Origin of the sequence: Dawidia soli (assembly GCF_018598185.1) — a bacterium.
GTDB lineage: Bacteria > Bacteroidota > Bacteroidia > Cytophagales > Cyclobacteriaceae > Ohtaekwangia > Ohtaekwangia soli.
The window spans coordinates 55,359-81,284 of record NZ_JAHESC010000005.1 but is presented as its reverse complement, the minus strand read 5'-3'; the positions used below and the strand labels follow the sequence as shown (position 1 = coordinate 81,284).

Sequence of the window (25,926 nt, the reverse complement as noted above, 5' to 3'; positions counted from 1 at the left end):
GCCCAGAAAATCATCAAAAAAGACCCAGATAACCAACAAAATTGCATAGATGTTGGCTTTTTTGATTGTTTTTAGAAGTCACTTTAGAAAAATCTTAAACTTTTTATTCCTGCCTGGGTAATTTCCCCAATTGCGTCTGCATACGATCGAAAACACCTTTCCGGGCTTTCGAAACCTTGTGCTTCCATGTGCACACATTCATGTGTGCGTACACACACACGCAATTTTGCTTGATTTAGTTTCAAAACATTATATCTTTACCAAGCGATCAACAGGTGTAAAATTCTGCTTTCACCTGCTGGTTCAAAATATTTACTAACCCAAAACCCAAACTACATTATGAGAAGAAGTCTACGACTTACGTCTTTGTTGTTGCTATGGCTGACAACGGCAGTGGCGTATGGGCAGACCGTGACTGGCAAGGTCACGTCTGCCAGCGACGGCGCTCCCATGCCGGGTGTTTCTGTCATGCTGAAGGGCACGACTACCGGTACGGCTACTGACACCGAGGGGCGTTTCACATTGGCCGTTCCGGATGCCACGGCCGCCACACTCACCATTTCTTTTATCGGGTATGCCACACAGGACGTGGCACTGGCAGGTAGAACGTCCGTTGACGTCGTGCTGTCAGAAGACGTATCGCAGCTCGGCGAAGTGGTCGTTACGGCCCTTGGCGTGCAGCGTGAGGCCAAGACGCTGGTGTACTCTACCCAGACGGTTAAGGCGCAGCAATTGACCGAAGTTCGCGATGCAAACAACTTTGTAAACTCGCTGCAGGGAAAGATTGCTAACGTGCAGATCACGCAGGGCTCGGGTGGCCCGGGTAGCGGGGCACGTTTTGTCATGCGTGGTAACCGCTCGCTGCAGGGAAGCAACAATGCGTTGATCGTGGTCGACGGTATTCCTATCAACAACGTATCGCTGTCTCCTGCGAGCAACGACTTCGGCGCGGTACAAAACTCCGACGGGGCTTCCAACATCAATCCGGACGATATCGAGTCGGTCACCGTTCTTCGCGGTGCCTCTGCCGCTGCTCTCTACGGCAGCGAAGCAGGGAACGGCGTTGTGGTTATTACGACGAAGAAGGGTACGAAGGATAGATTCACCGTTAATATAAACTCTGGGATAACCGCCGAAAGGCCGTTTGCTCTTCCAGCCGTACAAAATACATATGGACAGGGTATAGACGGAGCGCTAACAATGGCATCCGGTCACAGCTGGGGTGCACGTATGGAGGGGCAGACCTATACGAATCTCATGGGCGAAGAGCGTACCTACAGTCCTCAAAAAGACAATATCAAGGATTTCTTCGAGACAGGCGTAACCTTGAACAACTCCATTAGCGTACAAGGTGGTTCGGAAAAAATGCAGACATATCTGTCGTACACCAATAACAATGTGAAGGGGATTATACCCAACAACGACATGAAACGGCACACGACAACAGTGCGCCTGACCAACCAGCTCAGCAGCAAGTTTTCTACGGATGCGAAATTGACCTATATCTACCAGGACATCGATAGCCGCCCTCGTACGGGTGAAGAAAACGCGCCGGTAAGCGACCTCTACCAGGTGCCCCGGAGCATGAGTCTTGGCGATGTTAAACAATACCTGGCTCCTATCGAAGTAGGCACCCCGGCCCCGGCCCCGTGGCCTGCGACGCTCTCTTCCATTTATCAAAATCCTTACTGGATGACGGAGATGACGAGCATCAATGAGACACGAAACCGCATCATGGGTTTTATTTCGGCGAAATATGAATTCAGCAAGAAGTTCGGGATTTCGGGCCGCGCCAATCTGGACAAACAAATCGACATGGGGAATTCAAAATACTCGGACGGCACGTTGTTATGGGCCACGACTGCCGGTGGTCTCTACGAGCGCATGGACATGGTCGCCACGCAACAGTGGTATGATCTGAATTTTTACGGCGCGTTTGATCTGAATAAAGATTTAAAGCTGGACTACCGTGCCGGTGCCATCTACCAGGACAAACAACATGAGCGCAACGTTGCGCAGGCGAACGGACTGAACGTTCCCAACCTGTTTCTCATGTCGAACGGAAAGTCTTTTAATTTTCCTTACGACGCATCAAATCTCTTTCACCAACAGGTGCAGGCAGTTTTCGGACAGCTCAGCTTTGCGTATAAGGAAGCCATTTTCTTAGAAGTAACAGGCCGGAATGACTGGTTCTCGTCGCTTCCTGATCCGTATAATGTGTTCTACCCATCGGTCGGCCTTTCAGGCGTGATCTCCGATCTGGTGACAATGCCGCAGGCAATATCGTTTCTTAAACTAAATGCAAACTTCGCCGTGGTGGGTAACGGAGGGCAGCCATTCATTATCAATCCATCGTATCCATATGAAGCGGGTGCAGGCAATGGCTTTCTGCATCGTCAATACACACAGGCTCTTGCAGACTTAAAGCCCGAAGAGGTAACCAATATCGAGTTCGGGTTTGATGCACGTTTCCTGGAAGGGCGTCTCGGCCTCACATTTTCCTACTATAAGAGTAACTCCCGCAACCAACTTCTTCAGGCACGTCAACCTGTTGGCACAGGCTATGAATCCAAGTACTTCAACGCGGGTAACATTCAGAACCAAGGCATCGAAGTCGTGCTGAGCGGTACTCCTGTCAGGAGCGGAGATTTCAGCTGGGATATTACCTATAACTTTGGTTTAAACCGAAACAAGGTAATTGAAATAGACCCTTCTCTTCCGGATGGCGAGTTTTTCCTGGGAGGCGGCACCGGCTATGGCCGCCTGGCGACTCCCATCGCTATACAAGGCGGGAGCTATGGTGATCTGTACGGTAAACACTGGGTCCGCAATGCCGCAGGCCAGCTTGTCGTTTCCCCTGAAGGCACTCAGACTGCTGGGCTTCCGACGACCGACGGCTCGCAAACTTACCTCGGGAATTTCAACCCGAAGGCTACCATGGGTATTACAAACTCCTTCACCTATAAGAACTTCTCAGCACGCGTGCTGATAGACGGTCGTATCGGAGGCATCGTGGTTGACGCCACCGAGATGAACCTGGCTAACAGTGGCATCGCCGAAGTAACGGCCAGCAACCGCGAGGAAGGCTGGAACCTCGGTGGTGTTGATTCCAACGGCACCCCTGTAGCAACTAACGTTACAGCCCAACAATTCTGGTCGGCCGGTGACAACATCGTTGCCGGAAAACGTTATGGTGTAGGCGAGGTATTTGCCTATGATGCCACCAACTTCCGCATCCGCGAGTTGAGCATCGGTTACAACATACCGGTTCCTGCCAACTTTTTGATCCGTTCAGCTAAATTTTCGATCGTCGCCAGAAACCTGGCTTGGCTGTACCGCGGCGAGTCGCTTCTGGATATACCCGGACTCGGCAAACGCAAGATGCAAATAGATCCCGATATGAGCATGGGCAATGGTAACTACCAAGGAATTCAGATTGCAACGCTTCCTTCTACGCGCAGCCTGGGTTGTAATCTGACACTTACGTTCTAAGCATTCAATGACAATACTTATGAAAAAAACAAAACGCTATATACTCCGCGCCACCTGTATGTTGCTGGGCAGTTGCATGTTGTTGCTGGCGTGTACGGAGAGTTACGAGAGCATCAATACCGACAAACGAAATGTGACCGTGATGACGGCAGCGGAAATTCCGTTCCTGTTCAGCAAGGCCTTGTCGGTGGCCCCGAACAACCAGAACAATTACCAGATCGCACAGAACCTTTTTGCCGACCAGTATGCGCAATATTTTGCCTGTACCGCGAGCTCCTTCGGGTCTGACCGTCTGGTCATCAACCAGAACTGGGTGGGTGCCGCATTCAATCCGATCTACACGCAGGTTGCACCACAACTTGATGCTATATTTCAACTGACGGATCCTTCCACGGCAGAATACCAGTTGGCCAGCATCTGGTGGGTATATGCATTCCACCGGGTGACGGACTATTGGGGCCCAATCCCCTACACGCAGATTTTACAAGACAGTGATGTCGTACCGTACGATGCACAAGACGCAATCTACAATAACTTCTTTGAACGACTATCCGCTGCCGTTACTGTACTGGAGGGGAAACGTGCAGAGACTCCGTTCGGAAACTATGACATTCTGTATGGCGGTGATGTAGACCGCTGGATAAAATTCGCCAATACACTACGGCTTCGGCTAGCCATGCGCATTTCAAACGTAAACCCGGAGCGTGCGCAAACCGAGGCGGAAGCCGCCGTTGCCGGTGGTGTGATGGAAGAAAGCCCTACCGACGACGCGCTGGTACAGCGTTCGCTGAACGGCGGCGATGGCAACGGACTGGCCATCATGCAGTGGAACGAATTTCGCATGAGCGCATCGATGGAATCGGTGCTGAAAGGATACGAAGACCCGCGTATAACGGAATATTATCTACCGCATCCTGTGGTGATCGACGGCACAGAAGTTCGCCGCGAATATGACGGTGCACGTAACGGTATGACTCCCGGTCAGATGGCAGCGGCTGTTAACCATACGGATTCGCTTTCCCAGCAGGGGCCCCGCTGGTCGCCTGTATCGGTCGGTGGTATAGCAACCTACAACTCCACGCCTCAGAACGTTATGTGTTCTGCAGAGGCCTGGTTCCTCCGCGCGGAAGGCGCTCTGAAAAACTGGAATATGGGCGGCGGCACATCCCAGGAATATTATGAGGCGGGCATCACCCAATCGTTCCTGCAATGGGGCTTCACGGCCGATCAAGCCGCGGCATACGCCGCCAGTACCAACACACCCGTCGAGCCCGACGATTTCTTCGACTCGCCGGCGATGACGGATATTCCCGTTGCATTCGGCAGTACCCTGGAAGTCCAGGAAGAGCAGATAGCCACCCAGAAATGGATCGCGCTCTTCCCCGACGGAGTGGAAGCCTGGGCCGACTACCGCCGCAGTCATAAGCTGAAACTGTACCCGGTGGTAAACTCCGACAACCCGCTCATTGGAAACCCTTCTTCGCAATGGCTGCGTCGCATTCCATTCCTCGAATCGGAGCGCGGGATCAACCCCGACGGCGTTGCCAGTGGCGAAGCTTTGCTCAATGGCCCGGACGACACACAGACACCCTTGTGGTGGGACGTCATTCCTCGTAATTAGTGCTCAAAAATCCTCTATAAAAAAGGTCAGGCGGTATACACTGCCTGACCTTTTTCATTTTTATCTTTAGGTAAACCTGAACCTTTCCCGGCATGAGATACAGCTGCCTTTTATTTTCTGTCACCGTGTTATCGGTCTTCTTGCTCACACGCTGTGAACCCGACACGACAACGACACCCACTCCTACCCTCTTCGAAGAAATAACCCCGCAGCAATCGGGCGTAACGTTCACCAACACCGTGCGCCAGCAAGGCGACAATCACGTATTGAATTATCCGTATTTCTTTAACGGCGGTGGCGTGGCGGTAGGCGACCTCAACAACGACGGCTTGCCCGATCTGTACTTCTCCGGCAACCAGGTAGCAAACACATTATACCTCAACAAGGGCCATTGGAAGTTTGAAGATATTACGGCCAAGGCCGGCGTCGCGGTGCCGCAGGGTTGGAAGACCGGTGTAACACTCGCCGATATCAACCAGGATGGTTGGCTCGATATATACGTATGCCGTTCCGCACGAACAGAGTCCACACAACGCAAAAATCTGCTCTTTATCAACAACCACGATCTGACCTTTACCGAGCAGGCCGCGCAATACGGCATTGCCGACGACTCTTACTCCACGCAAGCCGCCTTCTTCGATTATGACAAAGACGGCGACCCCGATCTGTTCGTACTCAACCACTCGATCCCCAAATATGGAGGCTTCAGCAAACTGCTGGGCAGCCTCAAGCATCAGAAGGCCGACAAATTCGGCAGTCGCCTGTACCGGAACGACGGCGGAAAATTCACCGACGTGAGCGAAAGCGCCGGGCTTATCAATAACGTCCTGAGCTTTGGCCTCGGCGTAGCCATCACCGACTTTAACAACGACGGCTGGTCCGATCTGTACATCTCCAACGATTTTAACGAAGAAGACTATCTGTACATCAACCAGCGCAACGGCACGTTTAAAAATACCATTACCACCGCCACGGGGCACGTATCGCTGTTCTCCATGGGCTCGGACGCGGCCGACATAAACAATGACGGCCTGACCGACCTCATCACCCTCGACATGCTGCCCGAAAGCAACGAGCGTATCAAACTTTCGTCGGGCGACGACAACTACGACAAATACAACCTGTTGCTGGAAGCAGGCTTTCACGACCAGACCATGCGCAACATGCTGCAGCTCAACAACGGCGACGGCACTTTCTCGGAAGTGGGTCAATTGGCCGGCGTATCGAACACCGACTGGAGCTGGGCAGCATTGTTTAACGACTTTGACGGCGACGGCTGGAAGGACCTTTACATTACCAATGGTTATGAGAAAGACTACACCAACATGCAGTTCCTGAAGTTTACGGTGGATGAGCAAGTAAAAGCGCGCACCACAGGTACTGCGCCAAACCTGCAGTTGATCCTGGACCAGATGCCATCCATCCAGGTTGGCAATTGCGTATTCAGGAACAATGGCAACCTGACCTTTACAAAGGCCAATACGGCATGGGGTATAACCCGCCCCTATAAATCGAACGGTGCCGCGTATGCCGACCTGGACAACGACGGCGATGCCGACCTGGTCGTCAATACATTGAACGAGCCGGCAGTACTCTACCGCAACCGTAGCGTAGAAGATCATAAAGCCCGGTTTCTGACCGTCGATCTGCGCAAGCATAATGCCGCGCGCAATCTGGCGGGTACACAAGTAACGGTATACCAGCCGGGACGTATGCAGCAATACGAGTTCGAGCCGGTGCGGGGATTTCAGTCGTGCAGCTATACATCCATGCAGATCGGACTCGGCGCCGATAGCGTGGATTCGGTTCGCATTGTCTGGCCGGATCATAAAACGCAGCACTTCTCAAAAGTATCCACGGTGTTAGCGCCCGACTACACGGAGGCCACTTCCGTATATACTTTCTCATCTGCTACTACTGCCAAACCTCTGTTTACCGCTACGAAGGCTCCCGTCTGGCAACATATACCACCCAAAGTGAACGATTTTAAACGGCAGTTCCTCCTGCCACGAATGTACTCACGCTCCGGACCGCGCATGGCACAAGCGGATGTCAATCACGACGGTCTGGAAGATCTTTACCTCTGCGCACCGCAGGGCCAGCAAGGCACATTGTTGTTGCAACGAAAGGACGGCACATTTACCGAGGCTAGCGTACCGGTCTTCGGGCAGGACAAAGCATACCAGGATGAAGACGCCGCATTCTTCGATGCCGACAGTGATGGCGACGCGGACCTGTACGTTGTCAGCGGCGGATATCAATTTCAACCGAACGACGTGTTGTTACAAGATCGTTTATACCTGAACAACGGTCACGGTCAGTTCACACGCGCTTCGTTACCGACCGAAACGCTGGCGGGATCTTGCATAGCAGTACTGGACGCCGACGGTGATAAAGATATGGACCTGTTTGTCGGCACCGGCATAACACCGGGGCAATATCCCCTGGCATCCGCCAGCTTGCTGCTGATCAACAACGGCACGGGCACCTTCACCGTCAGCACGGAGCCGTTGCTCACGGGACTGGGCATGGTACGCGACGCAAAAGCCGCCGATATTAATGGCGATGGTAAACAAGACCTGGTCGTGGCCGGTGAATGGACGCCCGTACGTATCCTGGTCAACCAGGGCGGTGCGACGTTCACAGATGCTACCGCCACTTTTTTTACCGAAAACACTTCCGGCTGGTGGAACTGCCTGAAGGCAGAAGATCTGGATGGCGACGGCGACGTCGACATCGTAGCGGGCAACTATGGTACTAACAATCAGTACAATGTCACAGCAGAGCACCCGGCCACGCTGGTATATAAAGACTTCAATAAAGACGATCAGGTCGATCCATTCTTCTGCTATTACATCGGCGACCAATCTTATCCCTACGCCAGCCGCGACGAAGCGCTGGGGCAAGTCACATCACTCAAACCCCGGTTCACCGACTATACGTCGTATGCCAATGCAACGCTTAACACCATGTTTAAACCGGAAGAGCTGGAAGGCGGGGTGACGCTTTCCGCGCCTTTCTTGCAGACGGCCTATTTTGAAAATCAAGGTGGCCGATTTGTACCCCGGGCTCTGCCGGTGCAAGCACAGTTCGCGCCGGTTTATGCCATCGCCACGAGCGATGTAGATCACGACGGTGACACCGATCTGATCCTGGCGGGCAATGAAACAAATGTGCGCGTACGCATAGGCCGGTCTGATGCACTCAGCGGCGCCGTATTATTAAACGACGGCAAAGGAGATTTTTCATACGTACCGCAACACCGCAGCGGACTGCAGTTGCGGCATGATACGCGCGCGCTTGCGATGATTGCTGCCGGAGGCAAAACATTACTCGTGTGCGGAGCCGCGGGCCAGTCTTTAGCGTGCTATCAATTAGCGCCGTTAGCACGCCCGTAGAAATATATACCGATACCGCGGCTCATTCCAACAATTCGATACCGCTCGTGTAAATATCGGTGTATGCTCACGGCGTACACCGTATATTATTTCACGTTAGCTATATACTCGTTATGGAAACAATACAACCTCTTCAACAAAAAGAACGACTTTTCATTCTGGACGCCATACGGGGCATCGCCTTGTGCGGCATCCTCATCCTCAACATCGGCGGCTTCGGACGGCCCTTTCAGGCATCGCGTCACCTGCTGGTCTACAACGAAACCTCCCACGCCGACCTGGCCTCGTGGTACGTCACCAACTTCCTGGTGGAAGGCTCGTACCGCGGGCTGTTCTCCATGCTGTTCGGTGCGGGCATGCTCCTGCTTGTACACCGCCTTGCCAAACAACACCCGGGACTGGCCGCTGCTGACATTTATTACCGGCGCCTGATCTGGCTGTTACTCTTCGGGTTGTTCAATGCCTACGTGCTGCTGTGGTTTGGCGACATCCTCTATGCGTACGCCCTGTGCGGCCTGTTCCTGTTCCCTTTTCGCAACAGCTCGGTGAAGCTGCTCGTCGCCCTCGCCGTGTTCTGCTTCGCCGTAACGGTCTATAAAGGTTGGTCACGCACCGACGAGCGGCTGGCGGTACGCAACCGGGCGCACGCCGCCATGCAACTGGAAAAACAAAAGAAACCCTTAACAGACAAACAGCAGGAGGACTTAAAGGCCTGGAAGATGATCGAAGAAAAAAGCAGCGTGACCAAGCTGCGGGAGGGTGCCAGAAAAAAGATCAGCGACATGCAAAAATCCTATTCCGACATCTGGCAGCACCTGGCACCGTTGATCCGTTCGTTTGAAAGCACCAAGATGTACGACGGTTTTTTCTTTGACGTGATGTTGTTCGTCTTCCTGGGAATGGTCTTCTATAAGACCGGCATCCTGACCGGCGACAAGCCTTTATGGTTGTACGGTGTGTTTGTAGTCGCAGGGTATATAGTAGGCTTTGGCTGGGGTATCCTGGAGGGCAACGCATACCGCGCCGTGAACTTTGATTACTACCGCTACCTGGAGGTCCGCCCCGTCAAGATCGAAATATACCAGCTCCACCGTCTGCTGGTTACGTGCGGCCACATCGGCCTAATCATCCTGGCCTGGAAGAGCGGCTGGATGGACTGGTTCCTGAAACCCTTTGCCAACGTAGGCCAGATGGCCTTTACCAACTACCTGATGCAGTCGGTGCTTTGCACGCTGTTCTTTCACGGCTATGGGCTGGGCTTCTACGGCAAGCTTACCCGCAGCGAGCTGTGGTATGTGGTGGTGGGCGTATGGGTGTTCCAGATCATCTTCAGTGCGGTATGGCTACGGTATTTTCTGTATGGTCCGCTGGAGTGGGTATGGCGGAGTCTGACGTATTGGAAGCGGCCGCCGCTGGTACGGGGCGTTTCCACAACGGTGGTACCCGCAGCCTGATATCCCTTACCGATATAAAAAAAAAGGGCGCCTGGTGTAGACGCCCTTTTCTCGTATTGGAGGTGATTAGAAATTCGCTTTATCTACGTCCCACCAGAGCCGCGTGCCACCGTTGTCGGCACCACCCATTCTCGAAACAGCGTCTTGTACAGACGGACCGTTGGTGCTGTACTCCGCGGTGGGGTAGGCCAGACGTCTTACCTGGATGTCGGTGTCGATCGTACCGTTGCTAAGGTTGTTCACGACCGGGAACAGTTTAGGATAGCCGGTGCGACGGAACTCCGTCCACGCCTCCATACCTTCCGGGAACATCGCAATCCACTTCTGCGTCATGATACGTTCCAGCTTCACCTCGTTGGAAGACGTTTCGTCCCATGCAATCGTGATGGTTGAAATAGGAGCCGAGTCGTTTACATCAGTCTTCGCGCCTTTGTCGACATATCCAACTTGTGTGCTTTCGTCGTCTGCGAGGTATGCATCAACCGTAGCACCGTCTACTACCCCCCACTGCTGCATGGACACGCGCACGCCGGTTTCGTAGTTGGTTTTCGCATCACCAGCGCCTTGCCAGCCACGCAGGGAAGCTTCAGCCCTCAGAAACCAGGACTCAGCAGCACACATCAGCTGTTGTGCCTTGGTCTGTGTAAAGGTAGTGGTGGTGTTTATGCTTGCATACGTTTTGTAATCGTCCTTCGCGGGGATAGCGGTACCGATGCGGATACCGATGTATTCACCTGCCATGCCGGGTTTTGTAGCCGGTTGTGCGTAAATGCTCAAGCGAGGATCGTTGAAACCAATTAGGTAGCTGAGGATAGAAGCGTTGATACGATTGTCATCCCAATCATGAGAGATCATGTACAGATCGCTCGTGCCGTTGGTCACCGCACGTGCGGCGTCATCCGCAGGTGTCGCCATGAGGCCACGAGGCTGGGCCATCGCTTTCTCACCTTCTCGCTTCGCCGTAGCCGCATCAGCTTTTACGATGTGCATGGCCAGACGCAGACGCAGTGAGTTGGCAAACTTGATCCATTTCGCATAATCACCGTTGAAGAACAAATCTTCCGATTGAAACGGCGTGCCGCCGTCATTGGCCAAGAACGTTTCCAGGTTGCTGACAGCCGTATCCAATTCTGCAAAAAACTGGTTATAGATGTCCTTCTGGTCATCGTAGGGTACAAGGGTCGGAGTTGCACCGGCTTTGCTATAAGGAATAGCACCGAACTTATCCGTTACACGGTGCATAGCCTCCACCTTCAGAATCAGCGCGATCGCCCACAGATCAGGAGCCTTTTCACGCGCGCCCGACTTACCTGCCTTGTCGATCGGCAACAGCACATAGTTATACATGCCTTTGAAAGCATTGTTATTCCATCCGTCTACGAAGGCGTAGTTCAGGTTGTACTGGGCCTGAAACGGCGTAGGCGACATCATGTAGCCGGCATACGCGTCTGCGCCCAGGTTTTGGGCCGTCTGATAGTCGTGGAAAAGTTCATGCTGCATGGGTTTGAACATCTGCTCGATAACAATTTCGTTATCGCCCAGCCCCGTGGTATCAGTGTTATAGTCCTCGAAATTATCCGTACAGCTTACCAGGACGGCCGCCGCGAGGATTCCTAAGATATATTTTGTTTTCATCGTTGTAGTCTTTATTCGTTATAGCGTAACATTTACCATGAAACCAATGTTGCGGGTAGCTGGTTGATTGAAGATGTCGACACCCGACAAACCGTTACCCGTAGACATGGTGAGCTCAGGATCGTACGGCGCCTTCTTATAGAAGTACATCAGGTTACGGCCCGTGAGTGATACACGCATGCTCTTGATCACATTGTTGCTGATTGGCAGCGTGTAGCCCAGCGATGCTTCACGCAGACGCACTACCGTGGCATCATACATATAGAATTCGGAGATACCATTGCGGCCACCGGCAGCTTTGTACCATGCTTCCGGATCAGCGCCTTCAACAGCCTGACCGTCGGCATCAACACCATTCACTTTCACGCCACCTTGTGCACGAGCATCTTCCGTAACTTCAGACACGCCATACTGATCCAGGTATGCTTGCGTCAGTGACAATACGTGGCCGCCGAATTTACCGTCCACCAATACGTTCAGCGTAAACTTGCCGTAGGATACGGTGTTCGTCCAGCCTGCTGCAAACTTCGGTGTAGGGTTACCGATGTACTGGAACGCGTTGTTTTTGCTTGGGCTACCGTCGTTATTGACGATGATACGACCTTGTGCATCACGGTTTGCTTTGTAACCGTAGATGTCACCATACGAACCTCCTACATGCATTTCAGATTGGTAGTTGGTGTTATTCGACGGTGTCAATACGAAGCTATTGATATTTCTGTCGCTGGCGACGTCAATAATCGTGTTTACGTTACGTGAACCGTTAAGCGCGGTATTCCATTTGATCTTGTCATTGCTGACGACGTCGTAGCCCACCTGGAATTCAAAGCCTTTGTTTTCGATTTCACCCGCGTTGATATAACCGACCTCATGCAGTGTCGCTGCAGAAGGTGTCAGTCTCACGAACTGATTAAACGTGTTCGACTTGTAGTAGTTGAACATGACGCTGAGGCGATTGTCAAAGAACTTGAGGTCAGTACCGATTTCATAGGTCTTCGTGCGTTCCGGCTTCAACGTTGCAAACGGCAACACGTTGCTTATCACGATAGCAGCGGTGTTAGGATCGAGGTAGTTACGGGGGTTCGGTGCATAGATCGGCACGGTGTTACCTACTTCTGCATAGTTCACGCGAACTTTGGCATAGGTAAGTACGCTCGGCAAATCGAGGGCATCCGTCAGCACACCGGAAAGACCCACTGCCGGGTAGAAGAATGAACCATTGGAGGTAAAGGCCAGGTTAGACGACCAGTCGTTACGAGCCGTAGCGTTCAGAAAGAGCCACTCATTGTAGCCGACGTTCACGTTTCCGAAAACTGATTGCAATTGTGTGTGGTTCAACTTCATGGTAGAAGCATTGCTTACCTGCCCCGAGGGCACGGTATTCTGGGCAATAAACAAGTTGGGGACTTTCAAACCATTCCCCGCACCCAGCGATGTACCTGTCACATAGCTGTCGGTGATGCTCGTGCCTACGAGACCGTCAACCTTGAAGGCTGATTCCATGGGCACCGTGAACGTCAGCAAAGCGTCGCCGTACTTCTGTTCCGTTGTCTGTGTGTTGAGGATGAACTGTCCCGAACCTGATCTCACCAATGCCGCTACAGTACCGGAAAAAAGATCTTGCTCATAGCTGTCTTCCAGGTGGTCGATGTTACCGCGAAGCGCGAGGCTCAGGTTTTTGTTGAATTCCCATTTAGCGCTTCCCGTCATGAGGTAACGTTTACGAATGGACTCGTTTAAGTTGCGGTTTACAACCCACCAAGGGTTTTGACGAATGTCTTCGTTGTTATACCAGTTCTGACGGTCGTAACCTTTCTCAAGCGCGTATTCATACTGATTTTTATACGGCATGATGTCCTCGTTGCGCGGGAAGAGGTACAGACCCGTGAGCGGATTGAAATACAAGCCCATCGCCGGTGAGTTATCAATCTCTTGCGATGTATAGTTGATGCTACCATCCACGGTCAGTTTCTTATCGAAGAACTTGGCCGATTCTCGGAACATAAAGTTGTTACGCTTCATCTCGTTGCCTGGCATTATACCGGTAGCTTTTGTGTTCGCATACGAGAAGTATGTTTGCGCAATCTCGTTACCGCCCGAAAGGCTGATCGAGTTTGTCCAGTTGATACCCGTGCGGAAGAACTCATCGGTGTTTTTATCACCTGTACCGGCAGCCGCAGCACCCCAGCTGTCGCTGGCCGTTTCGGTTGTTCTGCCATAGCTGTTTTGGAAGTCAGGTGTATACGCCGCTTTGCTCGCAATGATCGATGAATTGAAGTTGATCTGTGTTTGTCCCTCTTTACCTTTTTTGGTAGTAATGAGAATTACACCGTTCGCCGCCTGGCTACCATACAACGCAGACGCAGAAGCACCCTTCAATACGCTGATGCTTTCGATGTCATCGGGGTTCAGAGTAGAAATTGCATCGCCACCGTCCACGTTAGTGGAACCACCAAATGGTGAGTTGGGCTGGCCGTTGGAGTTACCCGCGTTTGTTACAGGAACACCGTCAATGACGTAGAGCGGTTGGTTATTGCCTACGAACGAGCGGTTACCACGTAGAATGACTTTTGACGAACCACCTACACCAGAAGCACTGGGTGTAATCGTCACACCGGCGATCTTACCGTTGAGGGTGTTCACCATGTTATCCGTTTTTACACGTGTCAGCTCATCACTGCTCACTTGCTGCGTAGCATACGTCACCGTCTTCTCCGAACGTTTCACACCAAACGCGGTGACCACCACCTCGCCCAGTGAAAAGATGTCTTCCGTCATCTGAACGTCGATCTGTGTTCTGTTAGCCACTTCGACTTCTTCTGTGCCGTAGCCGACAAATGAGAAGACAAGCGTACCTGTGGGGAGACCCGAATTGCTGAGGGTGTAATTACCATCAGCATCGGTGGTTGTTCCGATCGTCGTGCCTTTCAGCAAAACCGAAACACCGGGCATGCCACTTCCTTCGGAAATGGATGTGACTTTTCCAGTAACCGTCTGCGCACCTGCGTAGGCACACACCAGCAACAAGAAAACTGTCAGCGGGATGCGAAACGTTGTTTTCATAAACATGTTAGCGTTTAATTAGTTAAGTTAGTTGCGGTTATGCTAAACGCTTTTAGCTGTCAGCTAAACCTATTTAGCAAAACGGGCGCAAAGTAGACCGTGCGAAAATGAAAAACAAGGACATACAACAATCGTGGACGCGAACGCTTACAACGTGTGCGTACACAATGTACTGTCCGGTCGACAAAAGAGCGTTTAAACGCACGGTTTAGGGCATCCGGCCTCGCCATGCATGTAAGATTAAATTTGCACGGCCCACATTATTCTTAATTTTTTAATCTCACTACTTACCGTAATCCGGGGGAGTATTCTTGCACGGGTAGCGCACATAAGAAAGCCCCACTGAATCAGTGGGGCTTTGGCGTTACATATATACTATAGAATCTTTATTCGATGACGAGCCGCTGACGAAGTGTCTCCTTTTCCGTCTGCAATTGGATCAGGTATATACCCTTTTGCCAGCCGGCAACGCCGATCTGTGTCGTTCCCTCAGTCGTTACCGCAGACGTGTGCGATACCTGTCCGGTAGCCGTGTTTACGATTCGGATGTTGGCCTTTCCCGAAGCACCTTGTACGGTTACACCGATGGTTTCTCGTGCGGGGTTCGGGTAGACCGACAGTGCCATGCGCGCAGCCGTTGCCACACCGTACACTTCTAACTCGTACAGCGAGTAACCGTAGGTCGTGCCACGGGCCGTACCGTTCAGCCGTACGTAGCGGGCGGGTATCGGTGTGAGCGCGACATCGTCCGTAGCACCGTCGCCTGTCGTCGTGTTATATACTTCGTTCCAGACATTGCCGTCAGTGGAGACTTCGAGCGTGTAGTTTTTCGCATAGGCGGTTTCCCACACCAGCTTCACCCGGCGAATGTCATAGGCTGCACCCAGGTCCACCGTGATCGACTGTGGATCAACGCCCTCGACGCTGGCCCACCGGGTGGTAACACTACCGTCTACGGCCAGGCCGGCCGGGAAGGTAGCGTCTTCCAGCGATGAAGCTTCGGCTGGTTTGTCCAGCGCCAGGTTCACCAGTGGCTCTTCGCTGGCCGGTGTGCCGTATACTTCCACTTCCCAGAGGGAATAGCCATATACCGTGCTGCGTTTTGTCGCGTAGATACGCACGTAACGGCCTGTCCCCATTACCGGAATATCGTTGGTGCCGCCGGTAGCGGTGGTCGTGCTGTAAAGCTGTTGCCAATCGTTGGCCGCGGGGTTGTCAGATACCTGCACATCGTAGGCAGTGGCATAGGCCGTCTCCCACACCGTACGGACGCGGTTCAGATCATAGCGGGCACCGAGGTCGATATAGATCCACTGCGGATCGGCAAACGACGTCGACCAACGGGTGGTCAGGTTGCCGTCGACGGCATTCGCCTTCACATAATCGGCGGTCTCTTCGGAAGAAGCCGTAACCGGTTTGTTGCGGGCAATATTCACCGGCGTCACAACACTCACGCTGTTGCTGGCAACAGAGCTGTTTCCGGCAGCGTCTTTTGCTTTCACGGTAAAAGTATATGTCGTGTTTTCAGACAGGCCGGTGGCCGTATACGTTATGCCGGTAACAGTCGCAGCCAGTACACCGTCTTTGTATACGTCGTAACCTGTTACCGCCAAGTTGTCGGTCGAGGCGTTCCACGCCAGGCTCGCGCTGCCGGCGGCTACCCCGGTGCTGCGCAGGTTCGCCGGTGCCGTCGGCGCCTGGTTGTCGGCTTGCGCCCCATATACTTCCAGCGCAAAGATCGAATAGCCATAGGCCGTGGCACGGGCCGAAGAGGCAATACGCACGTAACGGCCGTTGCCGCTCAAACCGGTGTGATCATTGACCAGCGCGTTGTTTCCGGTGACAGCTTTTATGCTTCTCCAATCGTTGGCCGCGGGATTGTCGGATACCTGTATTTCATACGCCGTGGCATACGCCGCTTCCCAGGTGATCTTTACCCGGTTGATGCTATACGGACCGCCAAGGTCCACATAGATCCACTGATCGTTCGTGAACGCCGATGACCAGCGGGTGCTATAGCTGGCGTCTACCGCATACGATGCGGCGTACTGCGGATCTTCCGTAGACGATACCGTTACCGGCTTGTTCAGCGCCAGGTTAGCCGGCACGGGTGTGGCATTGTTACACACATTGCCGAGGGTGTTGTAGATGGAATTGATGTCGCCGTAGAAGGTGGCAATGTCCCAGATCATAATGCCGGCGGCAGTGGTCTTGGCCAGGTTGGACTTCTGAACGTGCTCGGCCGTGGTGTTGTGCTCGTCGTAGAACGGTACACCCAGCATGCGCTTGCTCTGCGGCACACCGCGGTTGGTCCAGTATTGCATGGCGTCACGTGCCATGGAGTACGGACCGTAGCACATGATGTTGAGCAAGTCCACGATGCCGACATTGTCGTAGTTGTCGCCATAATAAGCGCTTTCGGCCACGGCAGCCGTAAACAGCTTGCCCATGCCGTGCATGCGGTTGGCAACGACCGGGGCCAGTGCATTCCAACGCGCTTTCGTCGTGGGATACTCCCAGTCGAGGTCGATACCGTCGAGGTTGTATTGCGTTACCAACCGCGCGCAGGCGTCAGCCAGGCGGGTGATGGAAGCCGTGTTGGTAGAGATCGCTTCAAAGGGCGTGTTGCCGGGCGATGAATCCAGCCACCCCCCTACCGACAGCAACACTTTTACGCCGGCCGCATGCCCCCGGGTCACGAGGTTCGTCAGTTCGGCGCCGTTGCCCACACCACCGATGTTACCGTCGGTACCGGGAATCACGAACGCATAGCAGATGTGCGTATACTTGCTGTAATCGATCTTGGACGGAGAATTGATGTACGCGCTTCCCCCGGCTACCCACGAAGGATAGTAGCCCACGATATTGTAGCAGGTCTGCGCAAAGGCGCTACCGGCAAGCAACAGCAGTGGTAAAAACAATAGTAGTCTCAGTTTTTGCATATATAGTACGGTTTATCGTTTCTGCACTGTAACTTTTCCGGCTACACGTTTCACATACCCCTCGACGGGTATAACGGCGCGTAAAAGTAAAGGAGCAGGTGTGAGTACACTGCTCCGTTTAATAACTGGCGATAACCGTTCAATAATTGCAAAAGACCCTGACACAGTCCGTCGGAATGTATCGGAATCTATCGTTTACCCTGGTTACTCTTCATAGCCGAACTCCCACTGGATCACGCCGCTTGGGTTACCCGTGATCGGCGATTTGTACCGGATAGTCTGTTTTACCGGAAGACCTTGGTCGTACGTATACTCGTGCGCGTAGGGTGTCGAAGTAGGTTGCTGGGGTGTATAATACGTAGTGTTCTGCTGGATCCTGTTGTTGTGGGATGCATTCTCGAAGAACATATCGGTAAAGCCCAGCAGGCTGTAGGGATTGGTATGCTCATCATACGCATAATACGTCTCGTTGGCTAACCGCCCGGAGTCGTCGATGGTTTTGCCGTAGACAATGTTGTCGCCCGACATCGCCATGCGAAACTTGAACCAGCGGCCGTTGCCCTGCTCATAGAGCGCGTTGATGGTGTCCCCATCTTCGTATGTGACCGTGACGTCGGTACGCGTACCGTCGTCTAAGTGGATAGCCGAGATGCGGCCTTCATCGTCGTACGTGTACCGGGTGGTGCCGCTCCGCTCGCCCTCGGTGTAGGTACGGTCGATCCGGGCAACCTCGTCGCCGGCATAGGTAAAAGTATCGGTCCAGAGGACGTAGAATTTATCTTCTGCACTTTCATACCCCGCATATTCTTCGCGTTCGAGACGGCCGGCCGACGAGTAGATAAATCTGCGGGTGTAACTGGGACGAAAGGTACCGTCGTTATGTTCCATGGACATGGCGACGGAAAGAAGACGGGGCTTTTCCTCGACGGATTGATGGTCGTCGTCCGAGCTGCAGCGGGTCAATAGCAGCAACGATAGAGAAAGATAGATCAGGGAGTGTTTCATCGGGGGTATTTTTGTATTGCGTTTCGTTTAACGCTATATAGACACCACCCGGTGTAACGAGGATGCAAAAGAAACTCCGCGAAACGGAGTTTCTTTTGGGGAAGCTATGAGAGCTTTGTCGAGGCTGCCATATGCGGCCTGCCGCCGGTGTCAGGCAGGCATCTGTTTCTTCTCCGTCAGAAAGATCGCGCGATCACGAAGGAATGCAGCGATCCAAATGAGCCCCAGCGGTATGAGAGCATTAAAGGTAGTTCCCTGGAAGATCTCGGTGGCGAGGGCGCCGGAGTAGTAGCACGATAGCAGAATGAAGCCGATCCGTAGCGTCGGCGGATAAGCAAACAGACCGATAAAGACCAACTGCAGGATGCCCAGGACCGGGATGAGCCTGGTGACTCCCATGGCGCTTAACATACGCACGACATCGGGACTTCCCGTTAATTTCATCGTACCACTCAAGGCTGTCATCAGCACGGCCAGAACCGTCATTACAATCGTTACAATACGTTTTACTTTCATTTTATTTAGCTGTTAGTAGTGCGCAAAATTAGGTAATCTTGCAGCCGGAGCTCCGGTGGTAACCAAGAGGTTAGCACTAACCTTCAGGTTACCGGGTCCGCGCTAAATCCCTTTATCGTATGAATGAAGTCCCAGAACGTACACATGGTGTATTTCCGCCGACACGGGAGTGTATGAATCACCTGGAAGCGGTGAGTGATGCCCTGTATGCCATCGGTGGGAAATGGAAGCTGCGGATCATTATATCCCTGAGCGACGGCGGCAAACGCTTTAATGAATTACAGCGCCTCATCACCGGCATCTCGGCGCGCGTACTCTCGAATGAGCTGAAGGATATGGAGCTGAATGGCTTTGTAAAACGAACCGTCACCAGCGAATCGCCCGCCGTAGTGCTGTATGAGCTAATGCCCTATAGCGAGAGCCTGAAACAAGTGATCCAGGCACTGGCCGAATGGGGCGCGTCGCACAAGGAAAAGATCATGCGCGAAGCCTCGACAACTGGCGCAAGTTTGAGCGCCAAGCGTTAGCGGAGACGCGGAAACTTGTGCCGGGAGGCGGTAGGCAGTTTATAACTGCCGTCATCCACGCGAAAACTTCCCACCGCCACAGACTTGCGTCAGATCTAATATCTATATAAAAATAGAACGTTCTTGTGTATACAGCAGCGTAAGCTTATGCATCGCACGCGTGCAAGCAATATAGAGCATGCTCTTATCCACCGTCGTGTTATAATTCCGGGCCGACACAAACGGCACGACCACCTCATCAAACTCCAGCCCTTTTGACAAATGCGCCGTGGTAATGACGACGCCTTCGTGAAATGCCGTGCTGTCGGTCGTCAGCAAGTGCACGTGTGGTGATTTTAGTTCTTTATACAGATACGCCGCCTGATCGCGCGTCTTGGCAATGATACCGAGCGATTGATACCCGGCTTCCTTATAGGCAGCAATGTGCTGTTTGATGGCCTCGACCTCTTCGGCGTTGCTCTCAAAACCGTTCACCTGCGGCACGTCGCCGTGGCGCTCCATCGGGATCAGGTCGGGGTTGGCGAACAGGCGCTGAGCAAAGGCCGTGATCTCCAACGTCGAGCGATAGCTCCGGAAAAGCTTTACTACATCACCCTGGGGAAATACACGTTCGATCGCTTCCGCGGAAGATGCGCTGTAAGGATTCACCTGCTGGCTGGCGTCGCCCAGGATCGTCTTGCGGCATTTGAACAACCGCGACAACACCGCATACTGTATCGCGGTATAGTCTTGCATCTCATCTACCAGCAGGTGTTTGACGTGATCATATGCCGGTATGCCCTCGAGGCGGATCCTGCAATAGATCAACGGAAAAACATCGGCATATTCCAACATCTCACCGTGCATCATGCGGAACATCTCGGGCTTGCCGATGAATTTGTAGAACTCGCGGTATACCTCCATTACGTTGGTCAGCTTGAAGATGCGCGGTACGGCCTCCCATACCTTTGCTTTTTCCTGGCCGTTGAGCTTGCGGTTCGTCTGGCTGCGAATGTGTTGGAATACATCTTTTACCACCTCGGGGAATCGCTTGAAGATCGGCACGCGGTGATACGCCTTTACCCGCTCCTGGATAAACGGCCAGGGCACGACCACACCTGCTACGCGGATCTCCGTTTCGTTGAAGTAGTGGTTCTCGAGATGGATGATAAACCGGTTGAGCTGGCTGAGGAACTCGGGCGACGCCTTGAACTTGATCCGTTCGATAAAGGCGGCATCGGGCTTTTCCAGCACCGCATATACCTGCTCGAAGAAGGTCTGGAAGCGATATTTGTTCTCCAACAGAACGTCGGCCAGCTCATCCATGCCCATTTCAGGGATCTGTTCCTCTCCCAGCTCAGGCAGTACGTTGGATATATAGTCGGCAAAGACCTTGTTCGGAGAAATGATGAGGATATCTTTCGCCGCGATCTCATCGCGGAAGCGGTACAACAGGAAGGCTATGCGGTGCAGCGCAATGGAGGTCTTGCCCGAGCCGGCCACCCCCTGGATGATCATAACCGGCGCCGTCTCGTTGCGGATCACGGCGTTCTGGTCACGCTGGATCGTCGCCACGATGTTTTTCATCTTCTCATCCGAGGCCTTGCTCAGCTCACGTTGCAGCACGTCGTCGTGGATGTTGACAGCGTTCTCGATCATAAACTCCATCTGGCCCTCGCGGATCTTATACTGGCGCTTGAGCGTGATCTCGCCGCTGACCTTGCCGCCGGGTGTCGTATACCAGCCCGGCCCCAGCTCGAAGTCGTAGAACATGGACGACACCGGCGCACGCCAGTCGTAGATCAGGTTGGCGCGCTCGTCGGCAAACGAATAGATGCCGATATATACCGGGCTCTCCTGGTCTTTGCCCTCCTGCAAGAAGTCGATGCGGCCGAAGTACGGCGACTGCCCCAGCTTGAGCAGCTTGCGTTTGCGGGCCACGGCCGACTCGCCGGTAAAAGCCATGCGGTTGATCGACTGCTCGGAAGCGACCATGTCGGCTTCGTCCATGCCCGACTGGTGCTCATACATGTATTCTTTATTTTGCCGTAGCTCCGTGGAATAATTACGCACGGTGTCTTCCGTGCGTCGGATGGCATACAACAGCTTTTCCTTTATGACTTCGAGGTATTCACGCTCTTCCTGTTCTGTACGATTGATCATCGCGCAAAGGTAGCACGATTTTGAAAAAATGGGCCTGTAGGGATGGCGTAGCTATTCCGCTACCGCTTCAGCCGGTTTTTCTCCCAGGGCATATTCCACACCCCAGTCGCGCAATACGGCCAGCGCGGGCAGCAGCGCCTTTGCCTTCGGGGTAAGAAAGTACTCCACACGGGGCGGTATTTCCGGGTAGATCACGCGCTCCAGCAATCCGTCGCGCTCCAGCTCACGCAGCTGCGTGGTGAGCATTTGCTTGCTGATGTCCTTCATCATCATGCTCATTTTACCAAAACGGTTGATGCCGTTACTGACGAGATAAATAACCAGCATTTTCCACTTCCCGCCGATGATCTCCAGCGTCGCTGTCACCGGGCAATTCTCCAGTTCTTTCGTCTTAACAGTCATAACTATTTGATTTTCAATATTGGTCTATAAAAAAAGACTATATCAGTAAAACATTCCTACTAACAAATGTAAGACCTTCACGTTAGTATTGCAACACCATTTCTGTTCGCGACAAGTGGCTGCCTGATTTCATTATCACAGTTAAAAAAACCCATGTATTCCATGAAAAAGTATGTCATTACCGGATCGATCGGCCACATTAGCAAGCCCGTCGTGGAAGGCCTGGTGAAGGCCGGAAAAGAAGTAAGCGTGATCACCAGCGACACCGGCAAGGTAGCCGCGATCGAAGCCCTGGGCGCCACGGCCCTGGTGGGCTCTGTCTCCGACCGAGACTTCGTAAAGCGGGCATTTCAAGGGGCCGACGCGGTCTACTCCATGATCCCGCCCATCTGGCAAACAACCGACTGGCGCGCAGCGCAAAACGAGGTGGGCCGTGCCTACACCGATGCCCTGCGAGGCAGTACCGTGAAATATGTCGTTAACCTCAGCAGTATCGGCGCGCACCTCGGCGAGGGCGTAGGTCCCGTAAATGCCCTGGCCGACTTTGAAAAGATGCTCAACGGCTTACCCGGCATACACGTAAAACATCTGCGTCCCGGTTACTTCTTCTATAATTTCACACATCAGATCGGCCTGATCAACAACGCCGGCATCCTCGGCGATAACTTCGGACTCGAAAACCAAAAGGTTCCCCTGGTGCATACCCGTGACATCGCCGCCGTAGCGCTGGAGGAATTGCTCGGGGTATCCTTTACAGGAAAATCGTTCCGCTACATCGTGAGCGACCACCGCACCTTGCAGGACGTAGCGCGCGTCCTCGGCCAGGCCATCGGAAAGAATATACCCTGGGTTGTATTTACCGACGAGCAAGCGTTGAAAGGCGCGTTGGATGCCGGCGTACCGGCGTCGCATGCCGGACCATTCGTTGAAATGGGCATCGCGCTCCGCACAGGCCGGATGCAGGAAGATCTCGAAAAGACCAATCCTGCACCTGGCCCAACGAAGCTCGAAGACTTCGCGGCTGAGTTCCGTGCCGCGTTTACTTCGGCTCAATAATAAGTAAATAGCGCCGCGCGCGATCTATTGCCGATACGAGTCTTAGCCCCGAAAGAAGCTAAGATTTGTGCGCATAATTTTGCGCCAGCAAAAGCAAGCCGCGCGTAGCGCAAAAAAAAGAAATGACTGGCGCGAGTGTCAGCCCTGCCTCAGGGCAACACTCGCGTCAGTTGCTGATGTTTTGTAGGGACTTCGCCCCTACAACCCCGCTCTTTTCGCGCTACGCGCGGCTCTTATTGCTACGCAAATGATGTTACAAAGAGCAAGCAGAGGCCGTCATATCGACAGCCTCACACTCTTTTCCTAACCTAAATATTGCTAACCTTAGCGGCTATAATCATTCTTCGGCTGACTGCCCATCTGCAAGCTCAGCTTCCCACCCTTCTTAATATCATCCAGCGCAATAAAAGCCTTCTTCACCTTCTTCCCATTGAGGCTGATCGACTGCACATAAATATTCTCACCGCCGTTATTCTGCGTTTCAATCACAAACTCCTTGCCCGTGGCATACGGTGCACGCAGCTGAACCGTGATCCTGTCAAACACCGGGCTGCCAATCCCAAGCGTCGGTTTGAGATCCGTCAGTCCTTTCACGTCGAACAAGCCCATGCTGGCGATGACATACCAGGCCCCAAGTTGTCCCTGATCTTCGTCCTGGCCATAGCCATAGCCATGGATACCGGTGGTGCCATAGAACTCCTGACAGATCGCGCGCACCCACTTCTGTGTCAACGCCGGCTTGCCCGAGTAGTTGAAGAGCCATGACGTATGGAGGTTGGGTTGGTTGCCGTGATTGTATAGGCCCGCCAGGCCTGAGAAGGCGTCGAGCGTGGTGCCGCCTCCAAAAGCATTCTTTTGCGACAGGGTAAAGATGCTGTCGAGGCGCGCATTGAATTTATCCTGCCCCAGCTTCCTGACAAGCCCTTCGGGATCGTGCGGCACATAGAAAGTATATTGCCACGCATTGCCTTCCTGGAAGCCGCGCCAGGGCTCGCTGGGCTTGAAGTTGTCGATGAATTTGCCGTCCGCCGTTTTGGGCCGTACGAGCTTTAGCGCCGGATCGAAGATCTGCTCCCAGCCGCGCGACAGGCGCATGAGCTTTTCATAGTCGGCTTTCTTGCCCAGGGCTTTTGCCCACTGCGCTACAGCATACGAGCTGAACGAATACTCCAGCGTATGAGACGCGGAGAATTTCCATGTCTCCTGCCAGTCGCTGCCATCGTCGAGGTGCGGAACGTAGCCGTATTGCACGAACCGGTCAACGTCCAGCTTACCTGCCCCACGCGGCCGGTCTTTGCCGTCGATCTCGTTTTTGAGCGATGCCTGGTATGCCTGATCTACATCGAAGTCGCGGATACCAGCCATATACGCGCTGGCCATCGCCAGGCTTACAAAGTTAGTGCCCACGCCCGACACATAGCGGCTGTTGGCAATACCGTCACCCAGCCACCCTGCGTCTTTGTATACCAGGAGCTGGCTCTTCACAAAGTCCGAGTAATACTCGGGGTATGCTATGGCCCACAGCTGCGTAAGATTCCAGAATCCACCCCATATGGCATCGGTGTTGTAATGATGGTGTACCGGCTTACCGGCGGCATCGCGCGCTATTTGCCCGACCGTGCCGTCGTTCTTCGGGTACGCACCGTTCACATCGCTGGCGAGGCCGCGGCCCAGCAGCGCGTGAAACAACCCGGTATAGAACTTTACCTTGTCTTCGCGCACCTTGCCTTCGACCTTGATCCGGCCGAGGTAGTCATTCCAGGTGGTGTGCGCGCCGGCGCGGGCCTGGTCGAACGTGAGGTCCCGTGCTTCTTCCTGTAAATTCAAACGCGCGTTTTCGATGGAGGTATACGAAAAGCCGGCTTTGATGGTAATGCTTTCCTGGTTTTGCGTAGCGAAGGTCAGGTATACACCGGCGCCTTTACCGGCCTGCTCCATTGCGCCCGGTTTGGCCGTTGCGCCCTGGAATACACCAAAGGCCGTCGGTTTCTTGTCGACCACGGCCGAGAAGTACATGCTCACCTCCGCACCGGGCTGATACTTCTGCACGTACACCGGCAGTGTAGTAACGAAGCCCTCAATACGGCCGTCGGACGTTATGTATACACGCGCGTCCTTTACGTCGCCGCTCTCCCCTTGTTTATTGCCGATATCAAAGAGAATGTGTGACTGATTGCCGGCAGGAAATGTATAGCGGTGCAGCGCCACCCGCTTGGTGGCGGTGAGCTCCGCCTTTATACCGTGATCTTTCAGCAGCACCGAATAATAGCCGGGAGCGGCCACCTCATCCTTGCGGTCGAACCGCGAGCGGTATCCTTCATCCGGGTTTTCCAGCTTGCCGGGGATGGTTTTCAGTGTTCCGGTCGAAGCCATAAACACGATACCGCCAACCTGGAACTCGTGCAGGTTCGGAAAACCTTCGATGGACTCGTGACGATGGTCGTAGCCTACGGCATCCCAGCCATGCACATTGCCATAGTGCGCATTGGTGGCGGGTGCGGGCTTGGCCAGGCCGAACGGCACGGCCGACGGCGTATAAAAGAACCAACGGCTGTGAGCCGTGCCGATGTTCGGGTCGACGAACGTGGTATAATCTTCCTGTGCCCGGGCCGTTGCCGAAACGGCGGCCAGCAGGCATGCTGTCAGGATTGTCTTTATCGATGGTATATTCAT

14 protein-coding genes are annotated in these 25,926 nt (G+C 53.4%); 6 read left to right on the top strand and 8 right to left on the bottom strand.

The window, feature by feature from the left end:
- Positions 1-339: 339 nt before the first annotated feature.
- From KK078_RS04955 to KK078_RS04940, 4 genes are all read left to right on the top strand, one after another.
- Positions 340-3,492, top strand: coding sequence for a SusC/RagA family TonB-linked outer membrane protein (locus tag KK078_RS04955; protein ID WP_254089144.1), 3,153 nt, complete (start codon positions 340-342; stop codon positions 3,490-3,492).
- A gap of 19 nt (positions 3,493-3,511) precedes the next feature.
- Positions 3,512-5,113, top strand: a complete 1,602-nt coding sequence (locus KK078_RS04950; RefSeq protein WP_254089143.1) for a SusD/RagB family nutrient-binding outer membrane lipoprotein — start codon at positions 3,512-3,514, stop codon at positions 5,111-5,113.
- 140 nt (positions 5,114-5,253) lie between these two features.
- On the top strand, positions 5,254-8,511 hold the full coding sequence (locus KK078_RS04945; protein ID WP_254089142.1) for a VCBS repeat-containing protein: 3,258 nt from the start codon (positions 5,254-5,256) through the stop codon (positions 8,509-8,511).
- A gap of 113 nt (positions 8,512-8,624) precedes the next feature.
- On the top strand, positions 8,625-9,965 hold the full coding sequence (locus KK078_RS04940; RefSeq protein ID WP_254089141.1) for a DUF418 domain-containing protein: 1,341 nt from the start codon (positions 8,625-8,627) through the stop codon (positions 9,963-9,965).
- A 66-nt stretch (positions 9,966-10,031) separates the two neighbouring features.
- Here the strand turns inward: KK078_RS04940 and KK078_RS04935 are convergent, their stop codons facing one another.
- From KK078_RS04935 to KK078_RS04915, 5 genes are all read right to left on the bottom strand, one after another.
- On the bottom strand, positions 10,032-11,600 hold the full coding sequence (locus tag KK078_RS04935) for a SusD/RagB family nutrient-binding outer membrane lipoprotein (RefSeq protein WP_254089140.1): 1,569 nt from the start codon (positions 11,598-11,600) through the stop codon (positions 10,032-10,034).
- Between the two features lie 18 nt (positions 11,601-11,618).
- On the bottom strand, positions 11,619-14,663 hold the full coding sequence (locus tag KK078_RS04930; RefSeq protein WP_254089139.1) for a SusC/RagA family TonB-linked outer membrane protein: 3,045 nt from the start codon (positions 14,661-14,663) through the stop codon (positions 11,619-11,621).
- Positions 14,664-15,049: 386 nt separating this feature from the next.
- Positions 15,050-17,605, bottom strand: coding sequence for a discoidin domain-containing protein (locus tag KK078_RS04925; protein ID WP_254089138.1), 2,556 nt, complete (start codon positions 17,603-17,605; stop codon positions 15,050-15,052).
- A 204-nt stretch (positions 17,606-17,809) separates the two neighbouring features.
- Positions 17,810-18,610 carry a hypothetical protein gene (locus KK078_RS04920; protein WP_254089137.1) on the bottom strand — a complete coding sequence of 267 codons (801 nt, stop codon included), beginning with the start codon at positions 18,608-18,610 and terminating at the stop codon, positions 17,810-17,812.
- 150 nt (positions 18,611-18,760) lie between these two features.
- Complete coding sequence (locus tag KK078_RS04915) at positions 18,761-19,126, bottom strand: DoxX family protein (protein WP_254089136.1); 366 nt, start codon at positions 19,124-19,126, stop codon at positions 18,761-18,763.
- A gap of 119 nt (positions 19,127-19,245) precedes the next feature.
- Between KK078_RS04915 and KK078_RS04910 the strand changes: the two genes are divergently transcribed.
- On the top strand, positions 19,246-19,653 hold the full coding sequence (locus KK078_RS04910) for a winged helix-turn-helix transcriptional regulator (protein WP_254089135.1): 408 nt from the start codon (positions 19,246-19,248) through the stop codon (positions 19,651-19,653).
- A gap of 102 nt (positions 19,654-19,755) precedes the next feature.
- On the opposite strand, the gene KK078_RS04905 is transcribed toward KK078_RS04910, so the two are convergent.
- Together KK078_RS04905 and KK078_RS04900 are read right to left on the bottom strand one after the other, a co-directional pair.
- On the bottom strand, positions 19,756-21,795 hold the full coding sequence (locus tag KK078_RS04905; protein WP_254089134.1) for a HelD family protein: 2,040 nt from the start codon (positions 21,793-21,795) through the stop codon (positions 19,756-19,758).
- 51 nt (positions 21,796-21,846) lie between these two features.
- Positions 21,847-22,197: a winged helix-turn-helix transcriptional regulator gene (locus KK078_RS04900; protein ID WP_254089133.1), complete on the bottom strand. Its 351-nt coding sequence runs from the start codon at positions 22,195-22,197 to the stop codon at positions 21,847-21,849.
- Between the two features lie 162 nt (positions 22,198-22,359).
- Between KK078_RS04900 and KK078_RS04895 the strand changes: the two genes are divergently transcribed.
- Entirely contained in the window at positions 22,360-23,253 is an 894-nt protein-coding gene (locus tag KK078_RS04895) for an NmrA family NAD(P)-binding protein (RefSeq protein WP_254089132.1), read from the top strand.
- Between the two features lie 324 nt (positions 23,254-23,577).
- Here KK078_RS04895 and KK078_RS04890 read toward each other — a convergent pair whose 3' ends face one another.
- Positions 23,578-25,926, bottom strand: a complete 2,349-nt coding sequence (locus KK078_RS04890) for a GH92 family glycosyl hydrolase (RefSeq protein WP_254089131.1) — start codon at positions 25,924-25,926, stop codon at positions 23,578-23,580.

Bases quoted from the DNA above. Each gene is read 5' to 3' on its own strand.
- KK078_RS04955 (WP_254089144.1), top strand. From the start codon at position 340: ATGAGAAGAAGTCTACGACTTACGTCTTTGTTGTTGCTATGGCTGACA.
- KK078_RS04950 (WP_254089143.1), top strand. From the start codon at position 3,512: ATGAAAAAAACAAAACGCTATATACTCCGCGCCACCTGTATGTTGCTG.
- KK078_RS04940 (WP_254089141.1), top strand. From the start codon at position 8,625: ATGGAAACAATACAACCTCTTCAACAAAAAGAACGACTTTTCATTCTG.
- KK078_RS04935 (WP_254089140.1), bottom strand. From the start codon at position 11,600: ATGAAAACAAAATATATCTTAGGAATCCTCGCGGCGGCCGTCCTGGTA.
- KK078_RS04930 (WP_254089139.1), bottom strand. From the start codon at position 14,663: ATGAAAACAACGTTTCGCATCCCGCTGACAGTTTTCTTGTTGCTGGTG.
- KK078_RS04925 (WP_254089138.1), bottom strand. From the start codon at position 17,605: ATGCAAAAACTGAGACTACTATTGTTTTTACCACTGCTGTTGCTTGCC.
- KK078_RS04920 (WP_254089137.1), bottom strand. From the start codon at position 18,610: ATGAAACACTCCCTGATCTATCTTTCTCTATCGTTGCTGCTATTGACC.
- KK078_RS04915 (WP_254089136.1), bottom strand. From the start codon at position 19,126: ATGAAAGTAAAACGTATTGTAACGATTGTAATGACGGTTCTGGCCGTG.
- KK078_RS04910 (WP_254089135.1), top strand. From the start codon at position 19,246: ATGAATGAAGTCCCAGAACGTACACATGGTGTATTTCCGCCGACACGG.
- KK078_RS04905 (WP_254089134.1), bottom strand. From the start codon at position 21,795: ATGATCAATCGTACAGAACAGGAAGAGCGTGAATACCTCGAAGTCATA.
- KK078_RS04900 (WP_254089133.1), bottom strand. From the start codon at position 22,197: ATGACTGTTAAGACGAAAGAACTGGAGAATTGCCCGGTGACAGCGACG.
- KK078_RS04895 (WP_254089132.1), top strand. From the start codon at position 22,360: ATGAAAAAGTATGTCATTACCGGATCGATCGGCCACATTAGCAAGCCC.
- KK078_RS04890 (WP_254089131.1), bottom strand. From the start codon at position 25,926: ATGAATATACCATCGATAAAGACAATCCTGACAGCATGCCTGCTGGCC.